This window comes from Enterococcus sp. DIV0970a, from assembly GCF_051711265.1.
GTDB classification, from domain to species: domain Bacteria; phylum Bacillota; class Bacilli; order Lactobacillales; family Enterococcaceae; genus Enterococcus_D; species Enterococcus_D casseliflavus.
The window spans coordinates 1,752,773-1,777,881 of record NZ_JBIOMF010000001.1; the positions used below are offsets into that span (position 1 = coordinate 1,752,773).

The 25,109-nt window shown below is 43.5% G+C and carries 24 protein-coding genes; 3 read left to right on the forward strand and 21 right to left on the reverse strand.

The window, feature by feature from the left end; translation table 11 throughout:
• The first annotated feature begins 15 nt into the window (after positions 1-15).
• Together IGK14_RS08430 and efbA are read left to right on the forward strand one after the other, a co-directional pair.
• Positions 16-414: a DUF1622 domain-containing protein gene (locus tag IGK14_RS08430; RefSeq protein WP_016609320.1), complete on the forward strand. Its 399-nt coding sequence runs from the start codon at positions 16-18 to the stop codon at positions 412-414.
• Between the two features lie 108 nt (positions 415-522).
• Positions 523-2,223: a fibronectin-binding protein EfbA gene (efbA, locus tag IGK14_RS08435; protein ID WP_128488570.1), complete on the forward strand. Its 1,701-nt coding sequence runs from the start codon at positions 523-525 to the stop codon at positions 2,221-2,223.
• Positions 2,224-2,474: 251 nt separating this feature from the next.
• Here the strand turns inward: efbA and IGK14_RS08440 are convergent, their stop codons facing one another.
• From IGK14_RS08440 to IGK14_RS08530, 19 genes are all read right to left on the reverse strand, one after another.
• Entirely contained in the window at positions 2,475-2,963 is a 489-nt protein-coding gene (locus IGK14_RS08440) for a pyridoxamine 5'-phosphate oxidase family protein (RefSeq protein ID WP_128431994.1), read from the reverse strand.
• 14 nt (positions 2,964-2,977) lie between these two features.
• A complete protein-coding gene (locus IGK14_RS08445) occupies positions 2,978-3,880 on the reverse strand; it encodes an AraC family transcriptional regulator (RefSeq protein WP_225000858.1) in 903 nt (300 codons plus the stop codon).
• Between the two features lie 308 nt (positions 3,881-4,188).
• Positions 4,189-4,866 carry a carbonic anhydrase family protein gene (locus IGK14_RS08450; protein ID WP_017144366.1) on the reverse strand — a complete coding sequence of 226 codons (678 nt, stop codon included), beginning with the start codon at positions 4,864-4,866 and terminating at the stop codon, positions 4,189-4,191.
• 160 nt (positions 4,867-5,026) lie between these two features.
• Positions 5,027-5,659: an orotate phosphoribosyltransferase gene (gene pyrE, locus IGK14_RS08455; protein WP_438712034.1), complete on the reverse strand. Its 633-nt coding sequence runs from the start codon at positions 5,657-5,659 to the stop codon at positions 5,027-5,029.
• On the reverse strand, positions 5,656-6,375 hold the full coding sequence (pyrF, locus tag IGK14_RS08460; RefSeq protein ID WP_231435179.1) for an orotidine-5'-phosphate decarboxylase: 720 nt from the start codon (positions 6,373-6,375) through the stop codon (positions 5,656-5,658). Before pyrF ends, pyrE begins: the two co-directional genes overlap by 4 nt.
• Complete coding sequence (locus IGK14_RS08465) at positions 6,375-7,298, reverse strand: dihydroorotate dehydrogenase (protein WP_231435180.1); 924 nt, start codon at positions 7,296-7,298, stop codon at positions 6,375-6,377. Before IGK14_RS08465 ends, pyrF begins: the two co-directional genes overlap by 1 nt.
• The gene (locus tag IGK14_RS08470; protein WP_225000860.1) at positions 7,298-8,074 is read right to left on the reverse strand and encodes a dihydroorotate dehydrogenase electron transfer subunit; all 777 of its coding nucleotides are present in this window, start codon (positions 8,072-8,074) and stop codon (positions 7,298-7,300) included. The genes IGK14_RS08465 and IGK14_RS08470 overlap by 1 nt, the downstream gene beginning before the upstream one ends.
• A gap of 21 nt (positions 8,075-8,095) precedes the next feature.
• Positions 8,096-11,281 carry a carbamoyl-phosphate synthase large subunit gene (carB, locus tag IGK14_RS08475; RefSeq protein ID WP_010748371.1) on the reverse strand — a complete coding sequence of 1,062 codons (3,186 nt, stop codon included), beginning with the start codon at positions 11,279-11,281 and terminating at the stop codon, positions 8,096-8,098.
• Between the two features lies 1 nt (position 11,282).
• Positions 11,283-12,362, reverse strand: coding sequence for a carbamoyl phosphate synthase small subunit (locus tag IGK14_RS08480; protein ID WP_438712037.1), 1,080 nt, complete (start codon positions 12,360-12,362; stop codon positions 11,283-11,285).
• Position 12,363: 1 nt separating this feature from the next.
• The gene (locus IGK14_RS08485; protein ID WP_010748373.1) at positions 12,364-13,647 is read right to left on the reverse strand and encodes a dihydroorotase; all 1,284 of its coding nucleotides are present in this window, start codon (positions 13,645-13,647) and stop codon (positions 12,364-12,366) included.
• Between the two features lie 36 nt (positions 13,648-13,683).
• Entirely contained in the window at positions 13,684-14,610 is a 927-nt protein-coding gene (locus tag IGK14_RS08490; protein ID WP_005226118.1) for an aspartate carbamoyltransferase catalytic subunit, read from the reverse strand.
• A gap of 47 nt (positions 14,611-14,657) precedes the next feature.
• A complete protein-coding gene (locus tag IGK14_RS08495) occupies positions 14,658-15,938 on the reverse strand; it encodes a solute carrier family 23 protein (RefSeq protein ID WP_005226119.1) in 1,281 nt (426 codons plus the stop codon).
• A 19-nt stretch (positions 15,939-15,957) separates the two neighbouring features.
• A complete protein-coding gene (pyrR, locus tag IGK14_RS08500; RefSeq protein WP_005231374.1) occupies positions 15,958-16,494 on the reverse strand; it encodes a bifunctional pyr operon transcriptional regulator/uracil phosphoribosyltransferase PyrR in 537 nt (178 codons plus the stop codon).
• 243 nt (positions 16,495-16,737) lie between these two features.
• Positions 16,738-17,646 (reverse strand): RluA family pseudouridine synthase, encoded by a 909-nt coding sequence (locus IGK14_RS08505; RefSeq protein ID WP_005226121.1) that lies wholly within the window; start codon positions 17,644-17,646, stop codon positions 16,738-16,740.
• On the reverse strand, positions 17,630-18,115 hold the full coding sequence (gene lspA, locus IGK14_RS08510) for a signal peptidase II (protein ID WP_005226122.1): 486 nt from the start codon (positions 18,113-18,115) through the stop codon (positions 17,630-17,632). Before lspA ends, IGK14_RS08505 begins: the two co-directional genes overlap by 17 nt.
• On the reverse strand, positions 18,112-18,819 hold the full coding sequence (locus IGK14_RS08515; protein ID WP_010748375.1) for a CBS domain-containing protein: 708 nt from the start codon (positions 18,817-18,819) through the stop codon (positions 18,112-18,114). The genes lspA and IGK14_RS08515 overlap by 4 nt, the downstream gene beginning before the upstream one ends.
• A complete protein-coding gene (locus tag IGK14_RS08520; protein WP_438712042.1) occupies positions 18,812-19,219 on the reverse strand; it encodes a hypothetical protein in 408 nt (135 codons plus the stop codon). The genes IGK14_RS08515 and IGK14_RS08520 overlap by 8 nt, the downstream gene beginning before the upstream one ends.
• A 228-nt stretch (positions 19,220-19,447) precedes the next feature.
• The gene (locus IGK14_RS08525) at positions 19,448-21,118 is read right to left on the reverse strand and encodes a formate--tetrahydrofolate ligase (protein ID WP_438712044.1); all 1,671 of its coding nucleotides are present in this window, start codon (positions 21,116-21,118) and stop codon (positions 19,448-19,450) included.
• Positions 21,119-21,327: 209 nt separating this feature from the next.
• Complete coding sequence (locus IGK14_RS08530) at positions 21,328-21,738, reverse strand: EbsA family protein (protein WP_010748378.1); 411 nt, start codon at positions 21,736-21,738, stop codon at positions 21,328-21,330.
• A gap of 65 nt (positions 21,739-21,803) precedes the next feature.
• Between IGK14_RS08530 and IGK14_RS08535 the strand changes: the two genes are divergently transcribed.
• Positions 21,804-22,220, forward strand: a complete 417-nt coding sequence (locus IGK14_RS08535) for a ribonuclease HI family protein (RefSeq protein WP_005226128.1) — start codon at positions 21,804-21,806, stop codon at positions 22,218-22,220.
• On the opposite strand, the gene cls is transcribed toward IGK14_RS08535, so the two are convergent.
• Both cls and IGK14_RS08545 read right to left on the reverse strand, forming a co-directional pair.
• Positions 22,200-23,666, reverse strand: a complete 1,467-nt coding sequence (gene cls / locus IGK14_RS08540; RefSeq protein ID WP_010748379.1) for a cardiolipin synthase — start codon at positions 23,664-23,666, stop codon at positions 22,200-22,202. The genes IGK14_RS08535 and cls overlap by 21 nt on opposite strands.
• Before the next feature lie 24 nt (positions 23,667-23,690).
• On the reverse strand, positions 23,691-24,833 hold the full coding sequence (locus IGK14_RS08545; RefSeq protein WP_081116312.1) for a cation diffusion facilitator family transporter: 1,143 nt from the start codon (positions 24,831-24,833) through the stop codon (positions 23,691-23,693).
• Between the last annotated feature and the right edge of the window lie 276 nt (positions 24,834-25,109).

Below are 25,109 nucleotides of genomic sequence, written 5' to 3' on the forward strand. Positions count from 1 at the left end.
GGTAAAGGAGTCATTATGCATAATCTAGCTGATTCATTGATGACTGGAGCCAATCCAATCTTCGATTTCATCGTTGTCTGTTTGAACTTTCTCTCCATTTTTGTCATCGTTTGGGGTGTATTGATCGCAGGCATTGATTTTGTGCGCTACGAATTAACAGAAAAGGATCGATTGGTGGCAGCCAGAGAGAATAATTTTATCCGCAATTATTTAGGGAGCTATGTCTTATTAGGTCTGGAGATCTTGATTGCAGCAGATATTATTGAGACGATCATCCACCCTACTTTCGAAGACATCGTACGTCTAGCTGCCGTCGTTATTATTCGGACAGTCATCTCTTATTTCTTGAATAAGGAAATCGAGCGTGCACTGCAAACCACCGATCACCAACCTACCAAGAAAAAGGAAAGCTAGCTGCCATGGCTTTTCTTTGGATTCTTCGGTATAATAGATAGGAATATTTGACATTGGAAGGATCAATCCCTCAGTCAAACTATCCTTAAAAGAAAAGAGGGAAACAATATGTCTTTTGATGGTGTCTTTACCCATTTAATGGTCCAAGAATTACAAAATCAATTAACCAGTGGACGTGTAAACAAAATTCATCAACCTTATGAAAATGAGGTCGTATTTGTGATTCGTTCCCAAGGGAAAAATCACAAACTTTTGCTATCCGCACACCCCACCTATGCTCGTGTACAATGCACAACGATCGCCTATAGCAATCCAGAAACCCCACCGAATTTCTTGATGATGCTACGGAAATATTTAGAAGGGGCGATCTTAGAATCAATCGAACAAATCGACAATGACCGTGTGATCCATTTTCATTTCACGCGACGAGATGAATTAGGTGATTTGCAAGCCCTCGTCTTGATCGTCGAACTAATGGGCCGTCACAGTACGATTTTATTAATGAATAAGACGAGCGGAAAAATCGTCGATACGATCAAACACATTGGTCATTCACAAAATACGTATCGTACCTTATTGCCAGGTGCTGTCTATGTTGCACCACCAAAGCAATCGACGCTTAATCCTTTCACAGCCTCTCGCACCAAAATTTTTGAAGAATTATCTACTCTTGATCCATTGACGGCAAAAGAACTTCAACAACGATTCCAAGGCTTAGGCCGCGATACAGCAGAAGAATTGATCGCTCGAATCAATGCCAATCCCAATGAAAAACTGCGTCAGTGGGAAGCTTTCTTTACAGAGCTTACCCAGGAGCTAGTACCAAGTTATCTCCAGTCAGAGAAAAAGGAATATTTTACACCAATTCCCTATCCATCATTGATCGATGCGACCACCACTGTCACCCATTATCAGAGTCTGAGTGAGCTTTTAGATGCGTTTTATCACGACAAGGCGGAAAGAGATCGGGTCAAACAACAAGGTGGCGAATTACTGAAAAAAATTGAGAATGAACTGAAACGGAACCAGTTGAAGTTAAAGAAACGCCAACAAACGTTGATCGATTCAGAAAACGCCGAAGAATTCCGTCAAAAAGGTGAGCTTTTGACGACCTTTATGAATCAAGTCCCCCGTGGTGCTGCTTCAGTTGATTTGGAAAATTATTATGATGAGAATCGGCTTTTGACGATCAAACTCGATCCTGCTCTTTCTCCCAATCAAAATGCTCAGAAATATTTTCAACGTTACCAGAAATTAAAAAATGCAGTCAAACTGATCCATCAGCAGATTGCCGAAACGAAAGAAGAAATCGCGTATCTCGAATCCGTGTTAGCCCAATTAGAAATCGCCTCTCCCATGGATCTGGCGGTTATTCGGGAAGAACTGATCGCACAAGGCTATGTCAAAAATCGGGCGAAACAGCGTAAAAAAGCTGCTCCTTCGCAACCAGAACGATTTCTTTCTTCAGACGGAACTGAAATTTTCGTCGGAAAAAACAATTTACAAAATGACCAACTGACCTTAAAAACAGCTCGTAAGAGTGATATCTGGCTGCATACCAAAAATATTCCTGGCTCTCATGTCATCATTCGTTCGGATGATCCTAGTGAGACAACCTTAATGGAAGCTGCAGAGCTTGCCGCATATTTCTCAAAATATCGTCAATCTGCCCAAGTACCAGTGGACTACGTGCAAGTCAAACATATTCGGAAACCGAATGGTGCCAAGCCTGGATTCGTCATTTATGAGAATCAAAAAACACTTTTTGTGACACCTGATGAGGGAATTTTGAGATTAAAACAGTCCTAGCTGTTTCTAAGTTTATTCGGATCAAAAATCATAAAGTAATCAATCAAAAAACCGATCACAAGCGCGTGCCTCTTCGCAGCGCTTGTGATCGGTTTTTATGCTTTTTCGTTCTATCTAATGCTCTTTCAGCAACAATTTTGCTTAGCTTGTATCACAAAAGGCAAGCCTTATCAGAATTCAGCCATCAACATATCTGCTAGATCCGCTAGAATGGCAATTGAACATCACCTGCGGCTAATAGGCTCTGCTGGCTAATAAATCCCGCCATCCTCCATAGTGACTTTCTTCTCAAAATCAAAATGATACAGCTTTTCCCAGTGATTGATATTCAACGTTCCTTTGGTCAAACGGATCGCTAGAAAACAACAGCCTTTATCATCCTCATTGTTAACTTCGTCGTACCAGACAAAGGCTTTGCGAATTTTGCTTCTTAATTCTGCATTTTTAGGGTCTAGCACCCACCCTAAATTCTCTCCTTGACCGATCGCAGTAAACCATTCACCACTGACAGCAATCGCAACTGCTGAATTCTTACTGATTTGCTTCATTTTGTTTGATTGCTCATGAGTTGTCACGTAAAAAACGCCGTCTTCATAAAAAGCATCTACTTCTCGGACGACTGGCTGTGTTTCTCCCTTGTCATTCTCGTTACAAGCAGTCGTGGCAAGGGCGATCACATTGTCTTTAAAATGTCCGAATTTTTCTTCAAGTAGTTTTACTCCTTCTTCAAACTGAGTCATTGTACTGTTCCTCCTTACATCTCACTTCTTTTTTTAAAAGGAATCCATAATTCAACATGAACGACATGATTTTCTCTTTCTTGATAAAGCTCAGGGAAAAAATCCTCAGCAATCCACCCATTCTTCTTTAACCAGAAACGGGTATAGCGCATCGCCTTCCCCATATTGATGATCAGTTGCTCTGAAATCGTATCAAAACTGCAAACAACGTAATCCCGAGCCGGTAGCGTCCATTCACTGAAGGTCGATCCCTGTGAGTCATCACCTACTTGGCCAACAAAGTAACTCGAATAGCCTTCTGGCGCATCTCCAGGTAACGAAACACCGATCTGGTAGTTGGCTTTTCCCGGTTGATTAGCAATCTTTTGAAGAAATTCATGCCAAATTTCTTCAATCGGGTCGATCCCTGTTCGTTGCCCTAGCATTTTCCCATAGTTGAATGGGTAGTAACCGACGATCCCATAGAAGACCAATGGATGCAGATTGCTTTTTTTCTGGATTTCTAAAACAACCCCTTCACTGATCAATGGGATACCCTCTTCCGTCACAATATAGCCTAATGAAAGATCTGGCTTATCAAAGTTTTGTAAGCCAATGGGCTTTTTCTGATAAAGCGAGGGTGAAATTCTATAGACCGTTTTAAACGTTCTTGAAAAAACGGCATGACTGCTAAAGCCGACTTCAAAAGCGACATCAATGACTCGCTTCTTTTGGTTTTTCAATAAAAGCGCACCTCTTGCCAAACGACGCAGTTTTATATATTCCCTAACAGAAAGTTTAACCAAACGAGTGAATAAGCGCTGATAATAAAAAACGGACAATGATGCAACTTGCGCCAACGTTTCGATCTCTAATGGCTCGGTAAGATTGTCTTCAATATAATCGATTGATTTTTGGATTGCCTCCCATGCATGCATATGAATTTCCTTTCTTTTACTATAAAATAATTCGCTAAAAAAGCTTTACCGTGTCTGCTCTTTTTCAATTGATTCAATTGTGTTTTATTTCACAATAAACCAAATACTTAAAACCTGCTTATTGATTAGTTTAGCATAGTCTTTGTGCTCGATGCCTATGAAAATAAAAAAAAGACGAGGATTTTCGTCTTTTTTTCCGTTCGTTTTTAAACTATTGTATTGCTAGAAGGTTCCCACTACGTCGGGTTTTATAGGATAATCAGAAGAGAAGTCCGAAAAAAATACGTAAAAGGAACCATTTTTATAAATCAATAGAAATAAATAGGCCGATCTTTGCGGTCTTGCAATGGGCGATTATTATTTTCTAATACTTCTTCGCGGAATTCTAAAATGAAGCGACGGCTCATCTCCCCAATCCAGTCAAAGACAAACCAGTTGATTGGCCCTTTCGTTGGTGGGGTCGTCAAGGAACCAACATAATGAAAATGGTGGGTGCGTTCTGGCAAGAACATGCTCGGATCAAACCATTGGGTGTGGTTCTCAAAGTCCCAGATGCTGTCGTCTTGCTGATTGCAGATCCAGTTGAGTTTATCCGTCAGTTTGAATAAGATACCCACCACCAAGTTTTCTCCGTCATCATTCATATGAACGAGGTGAAACTCTAACTCTTGCTGCTCGTCATCGATAATATGTTCAGACGGCATGTGAAAATGAATATCCGTCAAATAGTAGTTGATCCCTTTAAATGTGACATAGCTTTCTTTGTTATAAGGAACGAAGTGAATCGTATTTTTGAATTCTTTTTCCGTGAACCGCTCTCGTTTATAGTGAAAAGCCAAGTCCTGATCGATGGGTTCTTCGGTCTCATCGTGGACTAAAGCGATTGGGGATTGGTAAGGAAATTCGGCACCTTGTGCATACCAGTCGCACAAAGTGTGCCAATGTTCAGGTCCATTGTCTCCGGAATAACTCCAGGGAACGTCCATATTTCTTTTCAAAAAAAACAGCCTCCTAATTCAAGTTGACAGCAAGGTATAGCCCTTCCTATCAAAAAACTTTCTCCCAATGCTATCAGAAAATAGGTAAAAATAAAACGAATATGCTTGGTCATTCCCTCACATATCCGTTTCTTATTTCAATTCCTTATTAACTCAACCAAGCAGCAGGATCTTTACGCCACTCTTGTAACAGGGCAACATCAGATTCTTGAATAGCACCCGTTTCTAAAGCCGACTCGATCAACGCTGTATAGTTTGTCAAAGTTACATAGGGTAAACCTGCTTGATCAAAATTTTCTTGGACTTGAGGCAGCTCGTAAGTAAAGATCGCAGCGACGCCTAATACGTCGGCTCCTTCTCTTTTGGCTGCTTCACAAGCTTCTAAGACACTGCCACCTGTTGACAATAAATCTTCAATGACGACCATTTTTTGATTTGGTTGAATACGCCCTTCAATTTGATTGCCTTTACCGTGTTCTTTTGCTTTGCTGCGAATATAAACCATTGGCAAATCTAACAATTCAGCGACCCATGCAGCATGGGGAATCCCAGCTGTTGCGGTCCCTGCAATCACTTCTGCTTCTGGGTAAGTCGTTTTGATGACTGCAGCTAAGCCTTTCGCAATGGCGCGACGTACATGTGGATAACTCATAGTAATTCGATTGTCGCAGTAAATAGGGCTTTTGATGCCGCTTGCCCAAGTAAATGGTTCATTCGGTCGTAAGAAAATCGCCTCGATGTCTAAAAGATCTTTGGCGATTTGATTGGATTGTTCTTTCATTGGCTAGCTTCCTTCCATTCTTGTTTTATTTGCAGATAACTTTCATACGGTGCCTTAGATTGGGTGATTGGACGTCCCACAACGATCATGGTAGCCCCTGCTTTACGAGCTTGTGCAGGTGTCATGACCCGTTTTTGATCACCAACTTCACTGCCAGCTGGTCGGATACCAGGCGTCAAGCGTATGAAGGCATCCGTTGTCCTTTGTTTGATCTGCTTTGCTTCGTGAGCGGAGCAAACAACACCGTCTAACCCAGCTTTTTGGGCACAAGTGGCGTAATGCATGACACTTTCTTGCAGTGACGTCATGATCTGCTGATCATGATGCATTTGTGCCTCACTAGTGGAGGTCAATTGGGTAACTGCAATCAAATCAGGAACTTTGTGCCCTGCGGGGGTTCCTTGCTGCAGGCCTTTTTTAGCAGCAGTCATCATTTCGATCCCGCCGGCCGCATGAACATTCGTCAAAGCAACACCTAAAGAAGCTAAGCGTTCCATTGCTCGTCCTACTGTATTGGGAATATCATGTAGTTTTAAATCTAAAAAAATATCATGACCACAGTCTTTTAACCAAGTAACGATCGCTGGTCCTTCTTGGTAGAAAATCTCCATTCCCACTTTCACAAACAACTTTTCCTCTATAGGAAATTGCGCTAAAAAAGTTTCAATAGCCTGTTTGTTAGGAAAATCTAAGGCAATAATTGGCCGTTCACTCATCACATGTGCTCCTCTCTCACTTCTTTTATCAGCTGTTCCAAAGAAGGGATTCCTAATTCTGCCATTCGTATAGGCAATTCTTCAATCAACTTTGGGCAAATGTAAGGATCGGTAAAGTTTGCGGTTCCGACTGCAACAGCACTAGCACCTGCCAGATACATTTCAAGGACATCATCCACTGACATCACGCCCCCCATGCCAATAATTGGTAATTGAGAAACTTGCGCCACTTGTTTGATCAGGCGAATCGCCACTGGTTTGATTGACGGACCAGACAAGCCCCCTGTTTGGTTAGCTAAAATTGGTTTCCGTGTTTTTAGATCGATCCGCATGCCTAAAAGTGTATTGATCATCGTAAACCCGTCGGCGCCGCCTGCTTCGATCGCTTGTGCAATTGGGACGATATCCGTCACATTCGGCGAAAGTTTGACATAGATCGGCACTTGCGAGACTTTTTTGACCGCTTCAGTCAATGCACCAGCAACCGCAGGATCGGTTCCGAACGTGATGCCGCCATGCTTGACGTTCGGGCAAGAGATATTCAATTCGATCGCTTTGACATTTTCTGCCTGACTGATTTCCTGACACACAAGAACATAATCTTCGACGGTCGAACCGGCAACATTCGCGATGATTGGCAAATCGGGGTGTTTTTGAGCTAAGTCGGGTAAAATTTGATTCATGACCGCTTCTAACCCAGGATTTTGCAACCCGATGGCATTTAACATACCGCTAGGCGTTTCTGCTACCCTTGGGGTCGGATTGCCAAAACGTGGTTCAGGTGTGGTCGCTTTGATCATCACCGCACCTAATTGACTGATGTCATAATATTTATCATATTCTGCACCAAACCCAAAACAGCCGCTGGCAGACATGATCGGATTTTTTAGACTCAATCCGGGTAGCTCGACATTGATCGACATTAAATGACCACCTTTCTCGCCTGAAATACAGGCCCTTCGTCACAAACTTTGACACTTTTTGTGCCTTGTTCATCATCTTTCGTATGGCAAACACAGGCATAACAGGCACCCATCCCGCAAGCCATTCGCGCCTCCATGGATAATTGAACATCTGGAAGGTCTTCGAAAAGCTGGGCGGTGGTTTTTAAAAGACCGTTATTTCCGCAAGCAAAGACCGCCGCAGGTGTTTGCTCTGCAGCTAATAACAGGTTGCCAACATTTCCTTGTAAACCCGCGCTGCCATCATCGGTAGCGATCCTCGTATCTCCCAGTGTGCGAAATTCCTCTTCATAATACATAACGTCTTTGCTGGCAAAGCCCAAAAAGTGAATGACGTGGACGCCTTGTTGCGTCAGGCGTTTCGATAATTCATAGAGCGGCGGCACACCGATACCGCCCCCTACGATAAATGCAGTGTCCCCTTGGTTTAAATGATGATAGCGAAACCCATTTCCTAACGGCCCCATCACATCGATTGGATCACCAACAGTCATTTCTGAAAAAATTCTTGTGCCATCTCCTTCAACCCGATAAATGATTCGGCATTCTTTTTTCTCAGCATCGATATGATTGATACTGATCGGTCGGCGAAGAAGAAAGGCATTTTGAGGAACCCGCAGGTGTAGAAATTGCCCTGGGGTCCTCATCTCATTGACTAATTCACCCGTCAATGTCATTTCAAAAATCCGCGGTGCCAGTTGACGCTGTTTGCTGATGGTCATGATTTCTTGCTTCATCAAAAAACTCCTTTATCTGCGTTAAATTGCTTTTGTTGAAAAACTGCGGGATTCCATCACTTTTAGAATCGCATCCGCTGTATCAAGAGAAGTAAAGGTCGGTACACCATGTTCCACCGCTTCTCGGCGGATGATAAATCCGTCTTCCGTTGCATTTTGGCGATCTTTGTCCATGGTATTGACTACAACTTGGGTCGTTCCTTTACGGATCAAATCAACAACCGTTTCTTCTGCTTGCTGTTCGGAAATCTTGGCAACCCGAGTCACTTGTAGTCCTTTTTCTTCAAAGTAATCGGCGGTTCCATTGGTAGCCAATAAGGTGAAGCCGACCTCTACGAAACGCGCTGCCAGTGCTGCTGCCTCTTCTTTGCTTTCGTCTGCAACGGTGAAAAGTGCTTTTCCAAATTCAGGAATATGCAGGCCTGATGCCTCAAAAGCTTTATAAAGTGCTTTTGCCAAATCTTTGTCTGATCCCATTACTTCACCCGTTGATTTCATTTCAGGGCCTAAGTAAGTATCGACTTTTAAAAGTTTTGTAAAGGAGAAGACAGGTGCTTTGATGTGTACTTCATTTGGCGTTGGCGCAAGTCCGTCTTGATAACCTAACGCTGTGATCTCTTCCCCGAGAATCGCCTTCGTGGCAATTTGGGCCATTGGGATCTCTGTTACCTTGCTTAAAAATGGTACGGTTCGGCTAGCACGAGGATTTACTTCAATGACATACACTTTGTTCTCATGGATGACAAATTGGATATTCATCATACCGATACAATTTAAACCTAATGCCAAGCGTTTGGTATATTCTTCGATCGTAGCAATTAGTTCATCCGAAAGATTTTGCGGTGGATAGACCGCCATTGAATCTCCTGAATGGACCCCTGCACGCTCGATATGTTCCATGATTCCAGGTATCAAAACAGTTTTGCCGTCACAGATAGCATCGACTTCACATTCTTTACCGACCAAGTAACGATCGACCAAAACAGGATGTTCTGGTGATGCTTTCACTGCATGACGCATATAATCTTCTAAATCGGCTTGGTTTTCCACGATTTCCATCGCACGTCCCCCTAAGACATAACTTGGGCGGACTAAAACAGGATAGCCGATTTCTTGAGCGATGGCGATCGCTTCTTGTTCATTCGTCGCTGTATCCCCTGGTGGTTGCGGAATATCTAGCGCTTGTAATGCTTGCTCAAAGAGATCACGATTTTCGGCACGATCAAGATCTTCAATGCTGGTGCCTAAGATTTTGACCCCAGCTTTTACTAAAGGCTCTGCTAAGTTGATCGCCGTTTGCCCGCCAAATTGGACGATGACCCCAATTGGTTGTTCCAAGTCGATCACGTGTAAGACATCCTCTAAGGTCAATGGTTCAAAGTACAGCTTGTCGGAGATAGAAAAGTCAGTCGAAACCGTTTCAGGATTACTGTTCATGATGATCGCTTCATAGCCAGCAGCTTGGATCGCTTTCACCGAGTGCACTGTTGCATAGTCGAACTCCACCCCTTGTCCGATTCGGATCGGTCCAGAACCTAGGACAAGAACAGATTCTTTTTCACTGCGCTTGCTTTCATTCTCAAACTCATAGGTGCTGTAGAAATAAGGTGTTGCTGATTCAAATTCTGCGGCACATGTATCTACCATTTTGTAGACGGGCAAAATCTTTTGCTCATGACGCAGCGTGCGGATCTCAGCTTCCGTGGTTTCCCACAGCTCAGCAATCTTTTTATCCGTAAAGCCGTTTTGCTTGGCTTTTTTCAACACATCAAGGGATTGTGGTTCGTTTGCTAATGCTTGTTCGATCTCAAAGATGTGAAGCATCTTATCCAAGAAGAACAAGTCGATTTTCGTCATTTCGTTCAAATCTTCGATGGTGTACCCTCTTCGGATGGCTTCCATGACGTAGAATAGGCGATCATCTTGCGCCTTGATGACTTTTTCCATCAGATCATTGTCAGAAAGAGCTTCTAATTCTTTCATTTCGATATGGTGTGTGCCGATCTCCAATGAACGAACGGCTTTTAATAATGACTCTTCAATATTACGACCGATCGCCATCACTTCACCAGTCGCTTTCATTTGTGTTCCTAATCGACGTTCCCCAGTTTCAAACTTGTCAAACGGCCAGCGAGGAATTTTTGCGACGACATAGTCAAGGGCGGGTTCAAATTCTGCATAGGTGGTTTCTGTGACTGGGTTTTTCATTTCGTCCAATGTTAAACCGACGGCAATTTTCGCTGCCAGTTTGGCAATCGGGTACCCTGTAGCTTTACTTGCTAACGCAGAGGAACGTGAGACCCGTGGATTTACTTCAATGACATAGTAGTTGAAGCTATGAGGATCAAGCGCCAATTGAACGTTACAGCCACCTTCGATTTTTAACGCGCGGATGATTTTTAATGAGGCATCCCGTAACATTTGGTATTCATGGTCTGACAAAGTTTGGCTCGGCGCAAAGACGATGGAATCGCCGGTGTGGATACCGACTGGATCGAAGTTTTCCATATTACAAACGACGATCGCGTTGTCAGCAGAATCTCGCATCACTTCATATTCAATCTCTTTATATCCAGCAATACTCCGTTCAATCAAGCATTGGGTCACTGGCGAGAGCTTCAAGCCGTTTTCAGCGATTTGGCGAAGTTCTTCTTCATTGTTACACATGCCGCCGCCCGTTCCCCCTAGCGTAAATGCAGGACGAACAATGATTGGAAAGCCGATTTTTTTCGCAAATTCAACTGCTGCTTCCACCGTTGACACGATTTCTGATTCTGGGATCGGTTGATCCAATTCTTCCATTAATTGTTTGAATAAATCTCTGTCTTCTGCCTGGTCGATTGCTGCTAATTTGGTTCCTAGCAACTCAATTCCTAATTCATCCAAAATACCTGAGTTGGCTAATTCCATCGCCATATTCAAGCCCGTTTGTCCGCCTAATGTCGGTAAAATTGCATCAGGCTGTTCTTTACGTAAAATCCGTGAGACGAACTCAAATGTGATTGGTTCAATGTAGACTTTGTCAGCAATTTCTTTGTCCGTCATGATCGTTGCGGGATTCGAATTGACTAACACCACTTCGTAGCCTTCTTCTCGTAAAGCTAAACAAGCTTGTGTACCGGCATAATCAAACTCTGCCGCTTGTCCTATAATAATCGGTCCAGAACCGATAACCATGATTTTCTTGATATCTGTACGTTTTGGCATATTAGTTCTGCTCCTTCCATGCATCGATCATCTCTAAAAATTCGTCAAATAAGTGGACTGCATCATGCGGGCCCGGTGCCGCATCTGGGTGGTATTGGACACTGAATGCTGGGTAACGGCGATGACGAACTCCTTCGATCGTGCCATCGTTTACTTCGACGTGGGTCACCATTAGTTTTTCTGGATCGATGGATGCTTCATCCACAGCAAAGCCATGGTTTTGTGAGGTAAAATCGATCCGACCAGTGGCGATCTCTCTTACCGGATGATTTAGTCCGCGGTGACCGAACTTCATTTTATAGGTATCTGCTCCATTCGCTAATGAGAAGAGCTGATGACCTAAACAAATCCCGAAGATTGGTACCTTGCCTTGAATCCCTTGTATCATTTTAATTGCTTCTGGCAAGCTTTTGGGATCGCCTGGTCCATTCGTCAGCATTACGCCATCTGGTGCGAGGTCTAAAATTTCTTGCGCTGTCGTATTGTATGGCAAAATCGTTAAATTGCAGTTGCGGCGTGACAACTCCCGTAAAATACTGTGCTTCAAGCCGAAGTCGATGACCACGATATTGCGACCCGTTCCAGGACTTGGATAAGGTTTTGAGGTAGAAACTTGTGCCACTTGATTGGTTGGTAAAACCGCCGCTTTTAATTGATCAAAGGCATGATCAAAGACATCGCCTGCATCAACGATACTCGCTTTCATGGTTCCGTGTTGACGAATCTTTCTCGTCAGCGCTCGTGTATCGATTCCTGCGATCCCTGGAATATTTTTGCGTTTTAAAAATTCGTCTAACGTCAGCTGTTTCCGCCAATTGCTCGCTAGACGCGCGTGTTCTTTCACAACAACCCCTTTACAAGTTGGTGAAATTGATTCGTAATCGTCTCGGTTGACGCCGTAATTGCCAACCATCGGATACGTAAACGTAATGATTTGTCCGTTAAAGCTTTGATCCGTAATGGCTTCTTGATACCCTGTTATGCTTGTGGTAAAAACGATCTCACCAAAAACATTGACACTGGCACCAAACCCTTCGCCTTCAAAGTATGTTCCATCTTCTAAAATAAGCCAACGCTTCATATTATTGCCCACCTTTTTGCCATACTGTTTTACCATTTACAAATGTATAACTCGTATCCCCATATAACGTCCATCCACCGAAAGGCGTATTGACTCCTTTTGATAGGAATTGCTTAGGATCCACGTTATAAGCTGATTCTAAGTCAAAAATTGCCAGGTCGGCTTTGTCTCCGACCATCATCGTTCCAGCACTTAGACCAAAGAGCGACGCTGGTTTCACGGTCATCCAATCCACTAGCTGCTGCAAGGTAAAGCGTCCTGTTTTCACAAAATGAGTGTACAACAATTGGAAGGCATATTCTGATCCGACGATGCCAAAGGGTGCTTTTAAAAAGCTTTGCATTTTTTCTTCATAGCCATGTGGGGCATGATCCGTCGCGATACAATCGATCGTGCCATCCAACAGACCTTCGATCAACGCTTCACGGTCTTCTTGCCCACGTAGCGGTGGGTTCATTTTCCAAAAGCCTTCATCGGCAGGAATATCTTCATCGATGAGAAGCAAATGGTGGGGAGAAACTTCGGCTGTCACATGGATCCCAGCTTTTTTGGCATCTCGAATCACTCGAACACTTTCTTTCGTAGAGACATGGCAGACATGGTAATGGGCTCCTGTTGCTTCCGCCAAAAGCACATCCCGAGCGATTTGAGAAGCTTCTGTTACACTCAAGATCCCAGGCAATCCAAGTTCTTCCGCTTTTTTACCAGCATGCATCACGCCGCCAAAGAGTAAGGAATCATCTTCTGTATGGGCAACCAAGGCCAAGTCATTTTCGGCGGCTTGCTTCATTGCCAAATACATTGTGCCAGCAGTCTGAACCCCGACACCGTCATTTGTTAAGGCAAATGCCCCCGCGGCTTTCATTCCAGCTGCATCCGTCAACGTTTCGCTGCGCAAGTTTTCGGTGATCGGAGCGTATTGTAAGACATTGATTGATGCATCTGCGCTGATTTTTTCGTAAACAGCTGCTAATTTTTCTGGTGTATCAGGAACTGGGTCAAGGTTTGGCATTGCGCAAACTGTCGTAAACCCGCCACGAGCGGCTGCCATGCTGCCCGTTTCGATTGTTTCTTTGTATTCAAAGCCCGGTTCTCTGAAGTGTACATGAACATCCACTAAACCTGGTGTGATCAATTGCTCTTTGGCATCGATGACTTCGTCAAAATCTGTTTCGGGAAATGCTGTACTGATCCCGCGAATGATTCCGTCTTCGATCCAAATTGCTGCAGGCACACAGTGATTGTCTTTTTTGATGATTTTACCGTTTTTAATGAGTGTTTTCATGTAAACTTCCTCCTCTAATTCATTCCTTTTTTCCTGTTAGGCCTTACCGTTCAACACCGCTTCAAGAATTGCCATTCGAACAAAGACGCCATTGGACATCTGGGTGATGATTCGCGAGCGTAAGCTTTCAACTAAGGCATCAGCTAACTCTACATCGCGATTGACTGGTGCTGGGTGCATAATGATCGCATGCTCTTTCATTCTTGCGGCGCGTTCGACGGTCAACCCGTGATTTTTTAAGTATTCTTCTTTTGAAAAGCTTTCCGTTCCATCATGGCGCTCGTGCTGGACACGAAGCATCATCATGACATCGACTTCTGCGACCAATTCGTCGAGTGGCATCCAGTGACCGTATACTTCAAATTCTTCGTCATACCATTCCTTTGGACCTGAGAAGAAGACTTTCGCGCCGAGACGCTTCAACATTTGCATGTTTGATTTTGCGACCCGTGAGTGGGTGATATCGCCTACGATTGCGACTTTCAAGTCATCAAAGTGCCCGAACTCTTCATAGATCGTCATCAGATCTAGCAAACATTGCGTTGGGTGTTGGCCGCTGCCGTCCCCGCCATTGATGATACTGCACTGGATCGTTTTGCTTTGGATCAAAGAGTCGTAGTAGTTTTCATCGCCGTGGCGAATGACCGCAACGTCTACACCTAAAGCCGACATCGTCAAGACCGTGTCATACAAGGTCTCGCCTTTTTGAACAGAACTGGTGGAGGCTTCAAATTCGATGACTTCGATCCCTAGTTTTTTCTCAGCAACATCGAAGCTTTTGTGGGTTCTGGTACTGTTCTCAAAAAAGAGATTTGTTGCGAAATATTGTTCTTTTTGGGGCATCCATTTCGCCCCTCTTTTGAATTCTTGTCCTCTGCGGATGAGTCCCATCACTTCACGGTCTGTCAATGCTTCGACCGTCAAAAGATGCTTTAAGCTGATTCTTTCGGATTGAATAATCATGAATGAATTCCTCCTTTGATTCTGTTTAAACGATGAGTTGGCACAAGTTATTTTTCTTCGCTGCGAGAGCTGTCAGGTAAAATAAGATTCAAGAAGATTCCTAGGACAGTTGCTAACGCCATTGCGGATAAGGTGAAGGTACCGACCGTGAAGACAAGCCCGCCGATTCCTACCACAAGGATCACTGACGCAATGATCAAATTCTTCTTACGATCAAAATCGATTTTATTGTCGATCAAAATTTTCAACCCGCTGGCAGCGATGACGCCAAAGAGCAGGAAGCTGATCCCTGAGATGACTGGACCAGGAATACTTAAGATCAATGCGCTTAGTTTTCCAACGAAGCCTAGTACGATGGCTAGAATTGCCGCACCACCGATGACGAACACACTGTGGACCCGTGTAATGGCTAAAACCCCGATGTTTTCTCCGTAACTTGTCACTGGGGGTCCCCCAACGAGACCGGCTGCGATTTGAGCAAAACCATCGCCCAAAAGTGTTCGGTTCAAGCCTGGCTCTTCAAAAAAGTTCCGCTTCGTTAATTTGTTCAAGACCATCAGATGACCGATGTGTTCGGTCATGGTAACAAAAGCGATCGGCGCCATCGTCGTGATCGCATTCAGATACAGTTTTGGTTCATAGTTAATGAAGGGAATCTCGAAGCTCGGCATGCCAAACCAGTTGGCGTCAATGATGGGCTGTACATCGACGATTCCCGCTGCTAAGGCGATCAAGTATCCGCCCACGATCCCCAGAAGGATCGGAATCAGTCCTAAGAACCCTCGCAGAAACATATTGAAGAAAATCGTTAATCCTAAGGTAGCCAAGGCTACCAGAATGTACTTGAAATCGTAGACTGAGTCATTGTACATCGCATTCTGAGCTGCGTTAGCGGCTAACCCTAATCCAATCACCATAATCACAGGACCGACAATGATCGGTGGTAAGATCTTATCCAACCAAGCAGCACCTGCACGTTTAATGATCATCGAAACGATCACGTAGACCAACCCAGTCGTGATGGCGCCTTGTGCAATAGCTGGGTAGCCGTCAGATTTCATCAGCATCTGCATCGCTGCGATAAACGCAAAGCTGCTGCCTAGATACGCTGGAATCTTCCCTTTCGTCGTAACCAAGTAAACCAATGTTCCAATACCTGAACTAACTAATGCGATGCTGGGGTTGATCCCAACGAGGATCGGAACTAAAACGGTTGCCCCAAACATCGTGAAAAGATGTTGTAAGCTTAGGCCTAACCAAGGCAGTGCTTTGGGCCGATCTTTGATGTCTAAAACTGCGTCTGGATTACGAAATTCTTGCTTCTGCATGTTGCTGTCACTCTTCTTCCTAGTCGTTTTCTTTATTGATCATGATCCGGTCAGAACCATCTGATTCTTCCATCTCCACGATAATTTCTTCACTTAAAGCAGTTGGAATATTTTTTCCAACAAAATCTGCCCGAATCGGCAGTTCACGATGACCGCGGTCAACTAAAACGGCGAGTGAGATTCTTTTTGGTCGACCAATATCCATGATTGCATCCAAAGCTGCCCGAATCGTCCGTCCTGTAAACAAGACATCATCGATCAAGATGACTTCTTTGCCATCAATGGCAGTCGGGATGTCTGATGAATGGATCTCTGGATCATCTTCTGTCTTTTTGTCATCTCGGTACAAGGTGATGTCCAATTCACCGACAGGTACTTCTACGCCTTCTAGTTGTTTTAAACGTTCTGCTATTCGTTGCGCGATATAGATGCCGCGGGTTTTGATCCCTACCAGCACCAAGTTATCAATGCCGCGATTTCTTTCTATAATTTCATAGGTGATCCGCGTTAACGCTCGTTTCATTGTTACTGCATCTACTACTTCTTTCGCTGCCATATGTTATTCCCTCCTAATTTTGAACATAAAAAAACTCCTACCTGCTTGAGGTAGGAGTCATGTTTTCCGATCGTTGCCTAAAATCCCATTCTGTGGATTTTGGGTACACGTTATCATCTAGTAAGGGTTCGAATCTCCAACGCGGGAGTCGTCTGCTTACTCATTCCTTCTTAGCCTCACGGGACTACATTTAAAGGAGCTATTTAGTTGTTACAATTACTATACAGTTCTCACACAAAAAAATCAATCATTTTTTCGCAATTTTTTTAACGTGTCCGCGAACAGCTCTGGTAATGGCGCTTCAAAGACCAGCGACTCGCCTGTTGTTGGGTGGGTGAAGCCTAGAAGCTTGGCATGTAAAAACTGCCCATTGCCTTTTAGCGTGCGTTTAGGTCCATATAGTGGATCGCCAGCTAGTGGAAAACCGATGTACTGCATGTGGACTCTTATTTGATGGGTTCTTCCTGTTTCCAGCTGTAGTTCTACTAAGGTGAACTGCTCGAAGCGCTCCAACACGGTGAAGTGAGTGACAGCGGGTTTGCCATTTTCGATCACGGCTTGCATTTTGCGATTGACTTTTGAGCGACCGATTGGTGCATTGATGGTGCCTTTTTCGTGGCTGATCGTACCATGAACCAATGCTACGTACTTGCGTAACGATGTTTTGTCTTTCAATTGTTTCGCTAACGACTCATGTGCCTGATCATTTTTGGCGATCATTAACAGACCCGACGTATCTTTGTCGATTCGATGAACGATTCCTGGCCGAACAACATCATTGATCGTGGATAAATCATCCATATGGTACAATAACGCATTAACCAAGGTGCCATTTGGATGCCCAGCGGATGGATGAACCACCATCCCTTGCGGTTTGTTGATGACTGCCACATCAGCATCTTGATAGACGATCGTCAAAGGAATATTTTCTGGTTGTAAGTCTACAACTTCAGGTTCTGGTACTTGGATGATCAAGTGATCACCTGCTTTTACCTTATAATTTGCCCGAACCGTTTCGCCCTTCAATGTGACCGCATCTTCTTTTAGCCACTGCTGGATTTGTGACCGACTATGATTTGGCAAGCGTTCAGCCAACACTTTGTCGACCCGCCCTTTTTCTTCTTTAATGATTACTTCAATTTGCTTTTCCATTTGATTCTCCTTGTTTCCCTTTTGCTTCGTCATCTACCAGTGCATAAATAAAAATCAAGATCACCCCGAACACTAATGACATATCAGCGATATTGAAAATTGGGAAATTGATAAAATCAAGCTGGAACATATCGACCACAAAGCCATGCTGCAATCGATCGATAAAATTACCGATCGCCCCACCTAGAACAAACGCCAGTCCGAAACGAAACCATAGACTGCTTTTTTGGTAGCGAAACAATAGGTAAACAACAACAGCAACCGCGATAACGGTGATGATCGCAAAAAAGGTGATTTTTCCTTCTAGAATACTCCAAGCTGCGCCCGTATTCTGAAGATAGGTCAGGGACAACACATTGTCGATCAGAGAATGTGTTTCACCCAGTTGATAATTGGCAACGATCCAAATTTTCAGCCATTGATCCAAGCCAATGACAACAGCACTTAACAAAAAAAACAACGCGATCATAAATTTTCCACTCTTTCTTCTTTAAAAATATCTCGTGGACGGATGATGCCCAAGAGATTTCCATTCGGATTTTTATCCTTGGTGATCAAAACCGCCTCAAGCAGGGCATTTTTTTGAAACAATTCTTCCACTTCTACGATGGTCGTTTCAGCCGACACGAAACAATAATTTGATCGTTTCCCATCTCCTGCTAATAATTCATCTGCCGTTCTGCCTGCCAACTTGATTTCACCATGGAGGCTTTCTTTCGCTAACCAGTAACCCAGCATACGCAAGGTGATCAAGCCCAAAAATCGACCATTATCATAGATCGGAAATTGTGAATAGCGCTTTTGGGCAACGATTTTCAATAACTCTGGTAATGGCAGGTACTTTTCAAAACCAGTCACTCGTTTCGCAAAACGCGGCATGACTTTTTCAGGTGCCAGTAAGGAGTGTTCAATTTCTTGGATGCGATTGACGACCCATTCATTCGGTTCTGCAATGACAAAGTTTTCTCCGATTTTTTCATGTACGATGGCATTGCGCAGCTGAGCCATTTGTAATAGATCATCTTCTGCTCTTCTGACATTGATATTTTTGCTTTTTGACAAGCGACGAACCATTTCAGAAAAACCCATATTCCGCGGATTATCCAATTCGTCACGAAGCCGCTTTTCGATTCGATTAAAACTGCTCAAAAATTGATCTGCACCACTAGCCATGAGGAACCTCCTTGATAAGATACGCTTTTTTTAAATAAATCAAAACAAAGACAAAATATGCCACTAAATACACACCGACAAAAAGCAACGAGTAAAGGGAGATGGATAATAAGCCCAATACCCCCATCATGAGAAAAAGGCTTAAATAAAAGCCGATATATATTCTTTTAAGCGCAGGATTCATCACGATCTCCAGCTTGAGCGCTGATTGGCCTTTTGGTAACTGAAAAGGCTGACTTTCTAAAAAAAACATGCGCACACGAATCGGCGTCTGCTCAGCCAGCGCCAAAAAAATCGTTTGCTGATGATTGATGGCAGCGATTCTTTTTTTTCCTTGCATGACCTCCAAGGGACTGCCCATTCCATAAAAACCAGTCCTCCTAGTTAGTTGTAGCTCCATTGACAAAGATCACCTCAATTGGTTAAGTATACTTGATTATCAAAAGAAAGAAAATAGACTTTTGCTTGCTTCCTTGATTATTATAACAAGAATCCCTACTTTTATCTTCCATCACGTCTAATGAACGAGAAAAAGACGAATGCCGCTTGCACCCGTCCTTTCAAATCATCTCTTTCCGTTTTTCCGTTTCAAATGCCGCGAATGCCTTCTTTGTTTGTGAGTGCTCTTTTAGAAAAGACCGATCGCTTGGCCATCAGAAGTCACGTCCATATTGATGGCGGCAGGTTTCTTCGGTAATCCTGGCATCGTCATCACGGCACCTGTCAAGGCTACGATAAAGCCAGCCCCTAATTTTGGCACGAATTCGCGAATCGTTACTGTAAAGTCATCTGGTGCGCCCAATCGCTTTGGATCATCACTGAAGGAATACTGGGTTTTTGCCATACAGATCGGCAGCTGATCCCAGCCTTGTTCTTTGAAGCTTTGCAACTGTGCCTTGGCTTTCGGCGCAAACTCAACCTCTGCCCCGCCATAGATCTCACGCACGATCAAAGAAGCTTTATCCGCTAAAGGCAAATCGTCGGTATACAAGCGTTGATAGTTGGCAGGTTTTTCCTCGATTACTTGAACCACTGCTTTTGCTAGATCCGTTCCACCTGCACCACCGTCTGCCCAAACGGCTGTCCGTGCGATGGTGACGTCGATTTGCTGGCACATGGTTTCGACTAGTGTTCGCTCCGCTTCGGTGTCTTGTGAGAACTCATTAAGCGCAACGACAACTGGAATCCCGTATTTACGCATGTTTTCAACATGTCGCTTTAAATTACTGAAGCCTAACTCTAATGCTTTTAAGTTTTCTGTCCCTAAATCAGCCACAGCGACCCCACCATGCATCTTCAGTGCTCTGATCGTCGCTACTACTACGATCGCATCTGGTGCCTTTGATAAGTTCGGTGTTTTGATATCAAGAAATTTCTCTGCCCCTAAGTCAGCACCAAACCCAGCTTCGGTCACCGTGTATTCGCCTAAGTGCAAAGCCGTCTCGGTTGCGATGACACTATTACACCCATGGGCGATATTTGCAAAAGGTCCGCCATGGATCAGCGCAGGGGTTCCTTCAATCGTTTGAACAAGATTCGGTTTGAGGGCATCTTTTAAAAGTAAGGCTAAAGCACCTTGGACCGCCAGATCTTTTACGTAAATCGGTTGTTTCTCAAAAGAATAACCAATTAAAATCTTTCCTAATCGCTCTTTTAAATTATCAATGCTTGTTGCCAAGCACAAAATCGCCATGATTTCACTAGCAACGGTGATGTCAAAACCGTCTTCTCGGGGAACGCCTTGTAACGGTCCCCCTAGACCGACAATCACTTGTCGTAACGCTCGATCATTCAAATCGACAACCCGTTTCCATGTGACCCGACGTCCGTCGATCCCCAACTCATTGCCTTGCTGGATATGATTGTCGATCAATGCAGACAAGGCATTGTTTGTTGCTGTGATCGCATGCATATCGCCAGTGAAGTGTAAGTTGATGTCCTCCATCGGCAACACTTGTGCTTTGCCGCCGCCGGTGGAGCCGCCTTTGATGCCCATTACTGGTCCTAAAGATGGCTCACGTAAAGCGATGACGGTTTGCTTGCCGATTTGATTTAACGCATCTGCAAGTCCAATGGTCACGGTTGACTTGCCTTCTCCAGCGGGTGTCGGACTGATCGCTGTGACTAAAATGAGTTTACCCAGCGGATTGTTTGCTTTTTCGGTGATTGCCGACCATTCGATTTTTGCTTTATACTTGCCATAAAGTTCCAGGTCATCGCCTGTTAAACCAAGTGGTTCAGCAATTTCAATAATCGGTTTAGGCATTGATTCTTGTGCAATTTCGATATCTGATTTCATTTTTACCCTCAATTCACGAACTATTTAGCACTTTAAAATGTATTTTGTTTGCTATGCTCTTATTATACTTGATTTTATTCAGAAAGAAAGAGAGATTTTTCACACTTTTACAAGAAGTTTCACGAATCCTTTATGTAAACAAAAAACAACGTCCCTCCTAAGGCTGTAACGCCAAAAGGAGTGATCGCTGCTTTCTAGATTCCAATGAATTACTCGTTGGTTTTGACCTGCACCCTTTTTTCAGGGATTTTTTCTTGAAAAAAAGTTTCTAACCATGCCACATCTTTTTTACGCAACGTGAAGGTATACGTTTTTTGATGATCGGTAATGCTTATTAAACGGTTTATAATTTGCCATTTTTCTATCTCAGGTAAAGAAATAAGGCTTTTCTTCCATAAGCGCGCATAGCGAATCAGGACCAAATCATTCCTGATGAGCATGCTTCGGTGAATCCCTAACCATACAAAAAAGAAAAAGACGGCTAAAACGAGGTTGCTTTTCCAATAAGGTCTGGTATTTTCTAACGAAAGAATCAAACTGATAAATAATATCATCATAGTAAACGACCAATAAATGATCGCTGTAGCAGCTTCCGGTTGCCAATACAATTTACGCTTCATAAAAGTTCCTCACAACATAAAATTTCTAGTATACTATCTTTATCATATCAAAAAAGGGTGAGACAATGTTAAAAGTTTATCTTGATGCTTCCACGAAAGGCAACCCCGGCCCTAGTGGCGGTGGAATCGTCATTGTCGGTACTGATCTGCATGAACAAATTGCGTTTCCGCTACCTGATTCAACCAACCACCAAGCAGAGTTCGCTGTGATGGTCAACGCGTTGCAGCTGCTGATTGACAAAGGTTTACAGGAACAGACAATTATGCTCTATACCGACAGCAAAGTCGTTGCGCAGACCATCGACAAGAATTATACCAAAAACCCTGCTTTTTCTGATTATTTAACAGAAATTCAATACTTGTTGAAACAGTTCGCTTTAGCAATCATCCAATGGGTCCCTGAGAGTCAAAACAAAGGTGCCGACCATTTGGCACGCCAAGGATTAGCAAAAGCGATGAAATTAAAGGATCGGAGACAATAACCGAGAGAAGTTTTGTTTGAAGCGCAACCAGTAAGATTGCTTCGCCAAAATTTCATCCGTCAGTAATGTTGATTGTGCCATATCCTCTTCAAAGAAGCCTTTCAACGTTTGCGTGACATCGTGATCGTAGGCGAAGGCATTGACTTCAAAATTCAAGGCATAACTCCGAATGTCTTGATTCGTCGTCCCAAAGGAACTAATGGTATCATCCATCATGACCGTCTTCGCATGGAGGAAACCATTGTTATAGATGTAGATTTTTGCACCACGGCGATGCAAGTAATTGGCATAATGCTGTGTTGCCCGATAAATGAATGGGTGGTCAGGCATACATGGAATCATGATTCGGACGTCTACACCTGAGTGGATGGCAATTTCCAATGCGTTCATCATACTGTCATCAGGAATCAAATAAGGCGTTTGGATCCAAATCGATTCTTTGGCAGCTAAGATCATTTTTACAAAACCGCCTTTGAGAATTTGGGTCTCACTTTCAGGCCCATCAGCGACGATCTGCAAATCAACATTTCCAGAGCGCTCTTTCGGCGGTAGAATAAAGTAGCGATCCTCGTATTCCAGCTGATCCTCTTCTCTTTTTACAGATGCGTTCCAGTCACGAATAAAAATCTCTTGTAGTGTAAAACTGGCAGTACCTACGATTCTCGCATGGGTGTCTCGCCAATAGCCAAATTTGGCCTTTTTTCCTAAATATTGATCGCCGACATTAAAGCCGCCAGTCCAACCGATTTGACCGTCGATCACAACGATTTTTCGATGTAGATGGTAGTTCAATCGTGTGTTGCGGATCAGGTTCTTCGAAGTGATAAAAGGCACGACTTTTCCACCGGCATCAATCAACGGTTGAAAGAATTTCCAATTGGCCTTCGGTGACCCCCATGGATCATAGACCAAACGCACTTCAACACCTTCACGGGCTTTATCGATCAAGATTGACAAGAATTGGCCACCGATCTCATCATTAAAAAACGAATAATACTCCACATGCAGATTATCTTCTGCTTGCTTCATGTCCTCAAACAATGCGGCAAATTTTTCTTTACCATCTGTATAAAATTCTACTTTGTTTCCTTTCGTCAAGGGCGATTCATCAAGGTTCTTAAAATAGCGCTCTAATAGATGATTGTCATCTGAGTAAGGATGTTCAGGAAAAGAATAATTGTGCACTTTGATGATTTGATTCAACTCATTGATCCTACTTTGGTGGTGCTCACTAAATTTATAAATAATTTCTCCGTCGATCCCCCGACCACAAAACAAGTACAACAAGAACCCGATGCCGGGGATGAATACCAACGTCATCATCCAAGCAAAGACACTTGCAATCGAGCGTGGTTTCCGAAAAACAGTAATAAAGGCAGCGATCGTATTAATAAACAAAAGTGCCAATAATACCGTGGAAATCATGCTCATATCCATTTTTATCATAGTTTCCTCCTATATCCTGTAACCCTATAATAGGTAACTGTGATCGAAAGCAAGCTTCAATTCATAGTCCCCTAGTGTTTCTTTGATTTTTTGTTTCAGCATTTCTTCGATTTCTTGATCACTATACGCCGGTTTTGCGGGAATCACTAAATCAAAAGCCAACAGATCTCCTTTGACCTGAAAATCATGCATCCGTAACTGTGCGTCAACGAAGCGAATGATCTTTGACACTTCTTTTTTTAGATGCCGATACTGCTGATCTTGAATTGGTACGGGATCAAGATGACAGACCAGGTCGACCTTTAAAGATTGGCGAAAATCTTGTTCAATCGCATCAATCACCTCATGCGCTTCTCGTAAAGACCACGTTTCATCCACTTCGATATGCACACTGGCAAAGCGATTTTTCGGTCCATAATTATGAACCAGTAAATCATGGTAACCGAGAATCGTCGGATAGTGATCCAAGCGTTGCTCCATGGCAGCTACTTCTTCTTGCGTTGGGCGTGCCCCTAATAATTCGTTGATAAAGGAACGAATCATTTTGATTCCGCTAATCAAAATATACAAGGCAATCAGACAGCCGACAAAGCCATCGATACGTAGGCCAGTCAGCCACTCGATCGTCGCTGAAAACAAAACTGCCCCCGTTGTATACACATCGTTGAGACTGTCTTGTCCGCTGGCTTTAAGTGTTTGAGAGCCGATCAGGTTCGCCAGTTTGCGGTACATCGCTCCCTGCCAGATTTTGATCAAAATCGATAAGACCAAAACGATAAACAATAGTGGGGAAAGACGGATACTCGTCGGTTCCATGATGCGTTGCACAGAGCTAATGAGAAATTGGCCGCCAACAAACGTGATGATCAAAGATACTACAAACCCACTGATGGCTTCAAATCGCTCATGACCATATGGATGTTCACTGTCGGCTGGTTTCGCAGAGATCCGAAAACCGATCAATGTTAAAATAGACGAAGCGGTATCTGAAAGACTGTTGATGGCATCTGCCATAATCGAAACAGACTGGGCAGATAAGCCAATGATAAATTTCCCAGCAAATAATAGTAGGTTGGAAAGCAACCCGAGGCTACCTGCTAATTTCCCGATGGCTGTACGTTCGTAGACACCATTTTTTTTGCTACGATCTAAAAAAAAGTTTAGCAAATCATCACCCTCTCAAAAAACCATCTTTCTTATTTTACCCCGAAGGAATTCAATTAAACAACTATTCGTATCGTTTTTTCGAAAAAAAAGCGAATTCCCTTCAATTATCAAACGCATTTTCAGATAACACGTAGGAAAAAAGGAAAAAGATAACGGAAGGGTCTCCCCCTCCGTCATCTTCGTTCAAAAAAGGAATGTGTTAAAGACCTACGCTCCTCTTTCACCTATCTTCTTAAAGGAAAGGAACTCGCGGGTACAGATTCAACCATAGTGTGC

What these genes read in the sequence shown, in the direction of transcription:
- IGK14_RS08450 (WP_017144366.1), bottom strand. Translation starts at nt 4,866, where the DNA reads ATGGACGTTCCCTGGAGTTATTCCGGAGACAATGGACCTGAACATTGG.
- IGK14_RS08530 (WP_010748378.1), bottom strand. Translation starts at nt 21,738, where the DNA reads ATGAAGCGTAAATTGTATTGGCAACCGGAAGCTGCTACAGCGATCATT.
- IGK14_RS08535 (WP_005226128.1), top strand. Translation starts at nt 21,804, where the DNA reads ATGTTAAAAGTTTATCTTGATGCTTCCACGAAAGGCAACCCCGGCCCT.
- IGK14_RS08430 (WP_016609320.1), top strand. Translation starts at nt 16, where the DNA reads ATGCATAATCTAGCTGATTCATTGATGACTGGAGCCAATCCAATCTTC.
- IGK14_RS08440 (WP_128431994.1), bottom strand. Translation starts at nt 2,963, where the DNA reads ATGACTCAGTTTGAAGAAGGAGTAAAACTACTTGAAGAAAAATTCGGA.
- IGK14_RS08520 (WP_438712042.1), bottom strand. Translation starts at nt 19,219, where the DNA reads ATGGAGCTACAACTAACTAGGAGGACTGGTTTTTATGGAATGGGCAGT.
- lspA (WP_005226122.1), bottom strand. Translation starts at nt 18,115, where the DNA reads ATGATCGCGTTGTTTTTTTTGTTAAGTGCTGTTGTCATTGGCTTGGAT.
- IGK14_RS08515 (WP_010748375.1), bottom strand. Translation starts at nt 18,819, where the DNA reads ATGGCTAGTGGTGCAGATCAATTTTTGAGCAGTTTTAATCGAATCGAA.
- IGK14_RS08485 (WP_010748373.1), bottom strand. Translation starts at nt 13,647, where the DNA reads ATGAAAACACTCATTAAAAACGGTAAAATCATCAAAAAAGACAATCAC.
- IGK14_RS08505 (WP_005226121.1), bottom strand. Translation starts at nt 17,646, where the DNA reads ATGGAAAAGCAAATTGAAGTAATCATTAAAGAAGAAAAAGGGCGGGTC.
- pyrF (WP_231435179.1), bottom strand. Translation starts at nt 6,375, where the DNA reads ATGAGTGAACGGCCAATTATTGCCTTAGATTTTCCTAACAAACAGGCT.
- cls (WP_010748379.1), bottom strand. Translation starts at nt 23,666, where the DNA reads ATGATAAAAATGGATATGAGCATGATTTCCACGGTATTATTGGCACTT.
- IGK14_RS08480 (WP_438712037.1), bottom strand. Translation starts at nt 12,362, where the DNA reads ATGAAGCGTTGGCTTATTTTAGAAGATGGAACATACTTTGAAGGCGAA.
- pyrE (WP_438712034.1), bottom strand. Translation starts at nt 5,659, where the DNA reads ATGAAAGAACAATCCAATCAAATCGCCAAAGATCTTTTAGACATCGAG.
- carB (WP_010748371.1), bottom strand. Translation starts at nt 11,281, where the DNA reads ATGCCAAAACGTACAGATATCAAGAAAATCATGGTTATCGGTTCTGGA.
- IGK14_RS08495 (WP_005226119.1), bottom strand. Translation starts at nt 15,938, where the DNA reads ATGCAGAAGCAAGAATTTCGTAATCCAGACGCAGTTTTAGACATCAAA.
- IGK14_RS08470 (WP_225000860.1), bottom strand. Translation starts at nt 8,074, where the DNA reads ATGAAGCAAGAAATCATGACCATCAGCAAACAGCGTCAACTGGCACCG.
- efbA (WP_128488570.1), top strand. Translation starts at nt 523, where the DNA reads ATGTCTTTTGATGGTGTCTTTACCCATTTAATGGTCCAAGAATTACAA.
- IGK14_RS08490 (WP_005226118.1), bottom strand. Translation starts at nt 14,610, where the DNA reads ATGATTATTCAATCCGAAAGAATCAGCTTAAAGCATCTTTTGACGGTC.
- IGK14_RS08465 (WP_231435180.1), bottom strand. Translation starts at nt 7,298, where the DNA reads ATGTCGATCAATGTCGAGCTACCCGGATTGAGTCTAAAAAATCCGATC.
- pyrR (WP_005231374.1), bottom strand. Translation starts at nt 16,494, where the DNA reads ATGGCAGCGAAAGAAGTAGTAGATGCAGTAACAATGAAACGAGCGTTA.
- IGK14_RS08445 (WP_225000858.1), bottom strand. Translation starts at nt 3,880, where the DNA reads ATGCATGCATGGGAGGCAATCCAAAAATCAATCGATTATATTGAAGAC.
- IGK14_RS08525 (WP_438712044.1), bottom strand. Translation starts at nt 21,118, where the DNA reads ATGAAATCAGATATCGAAATTGCACAAGAATCAATGCCTAAACCGATT.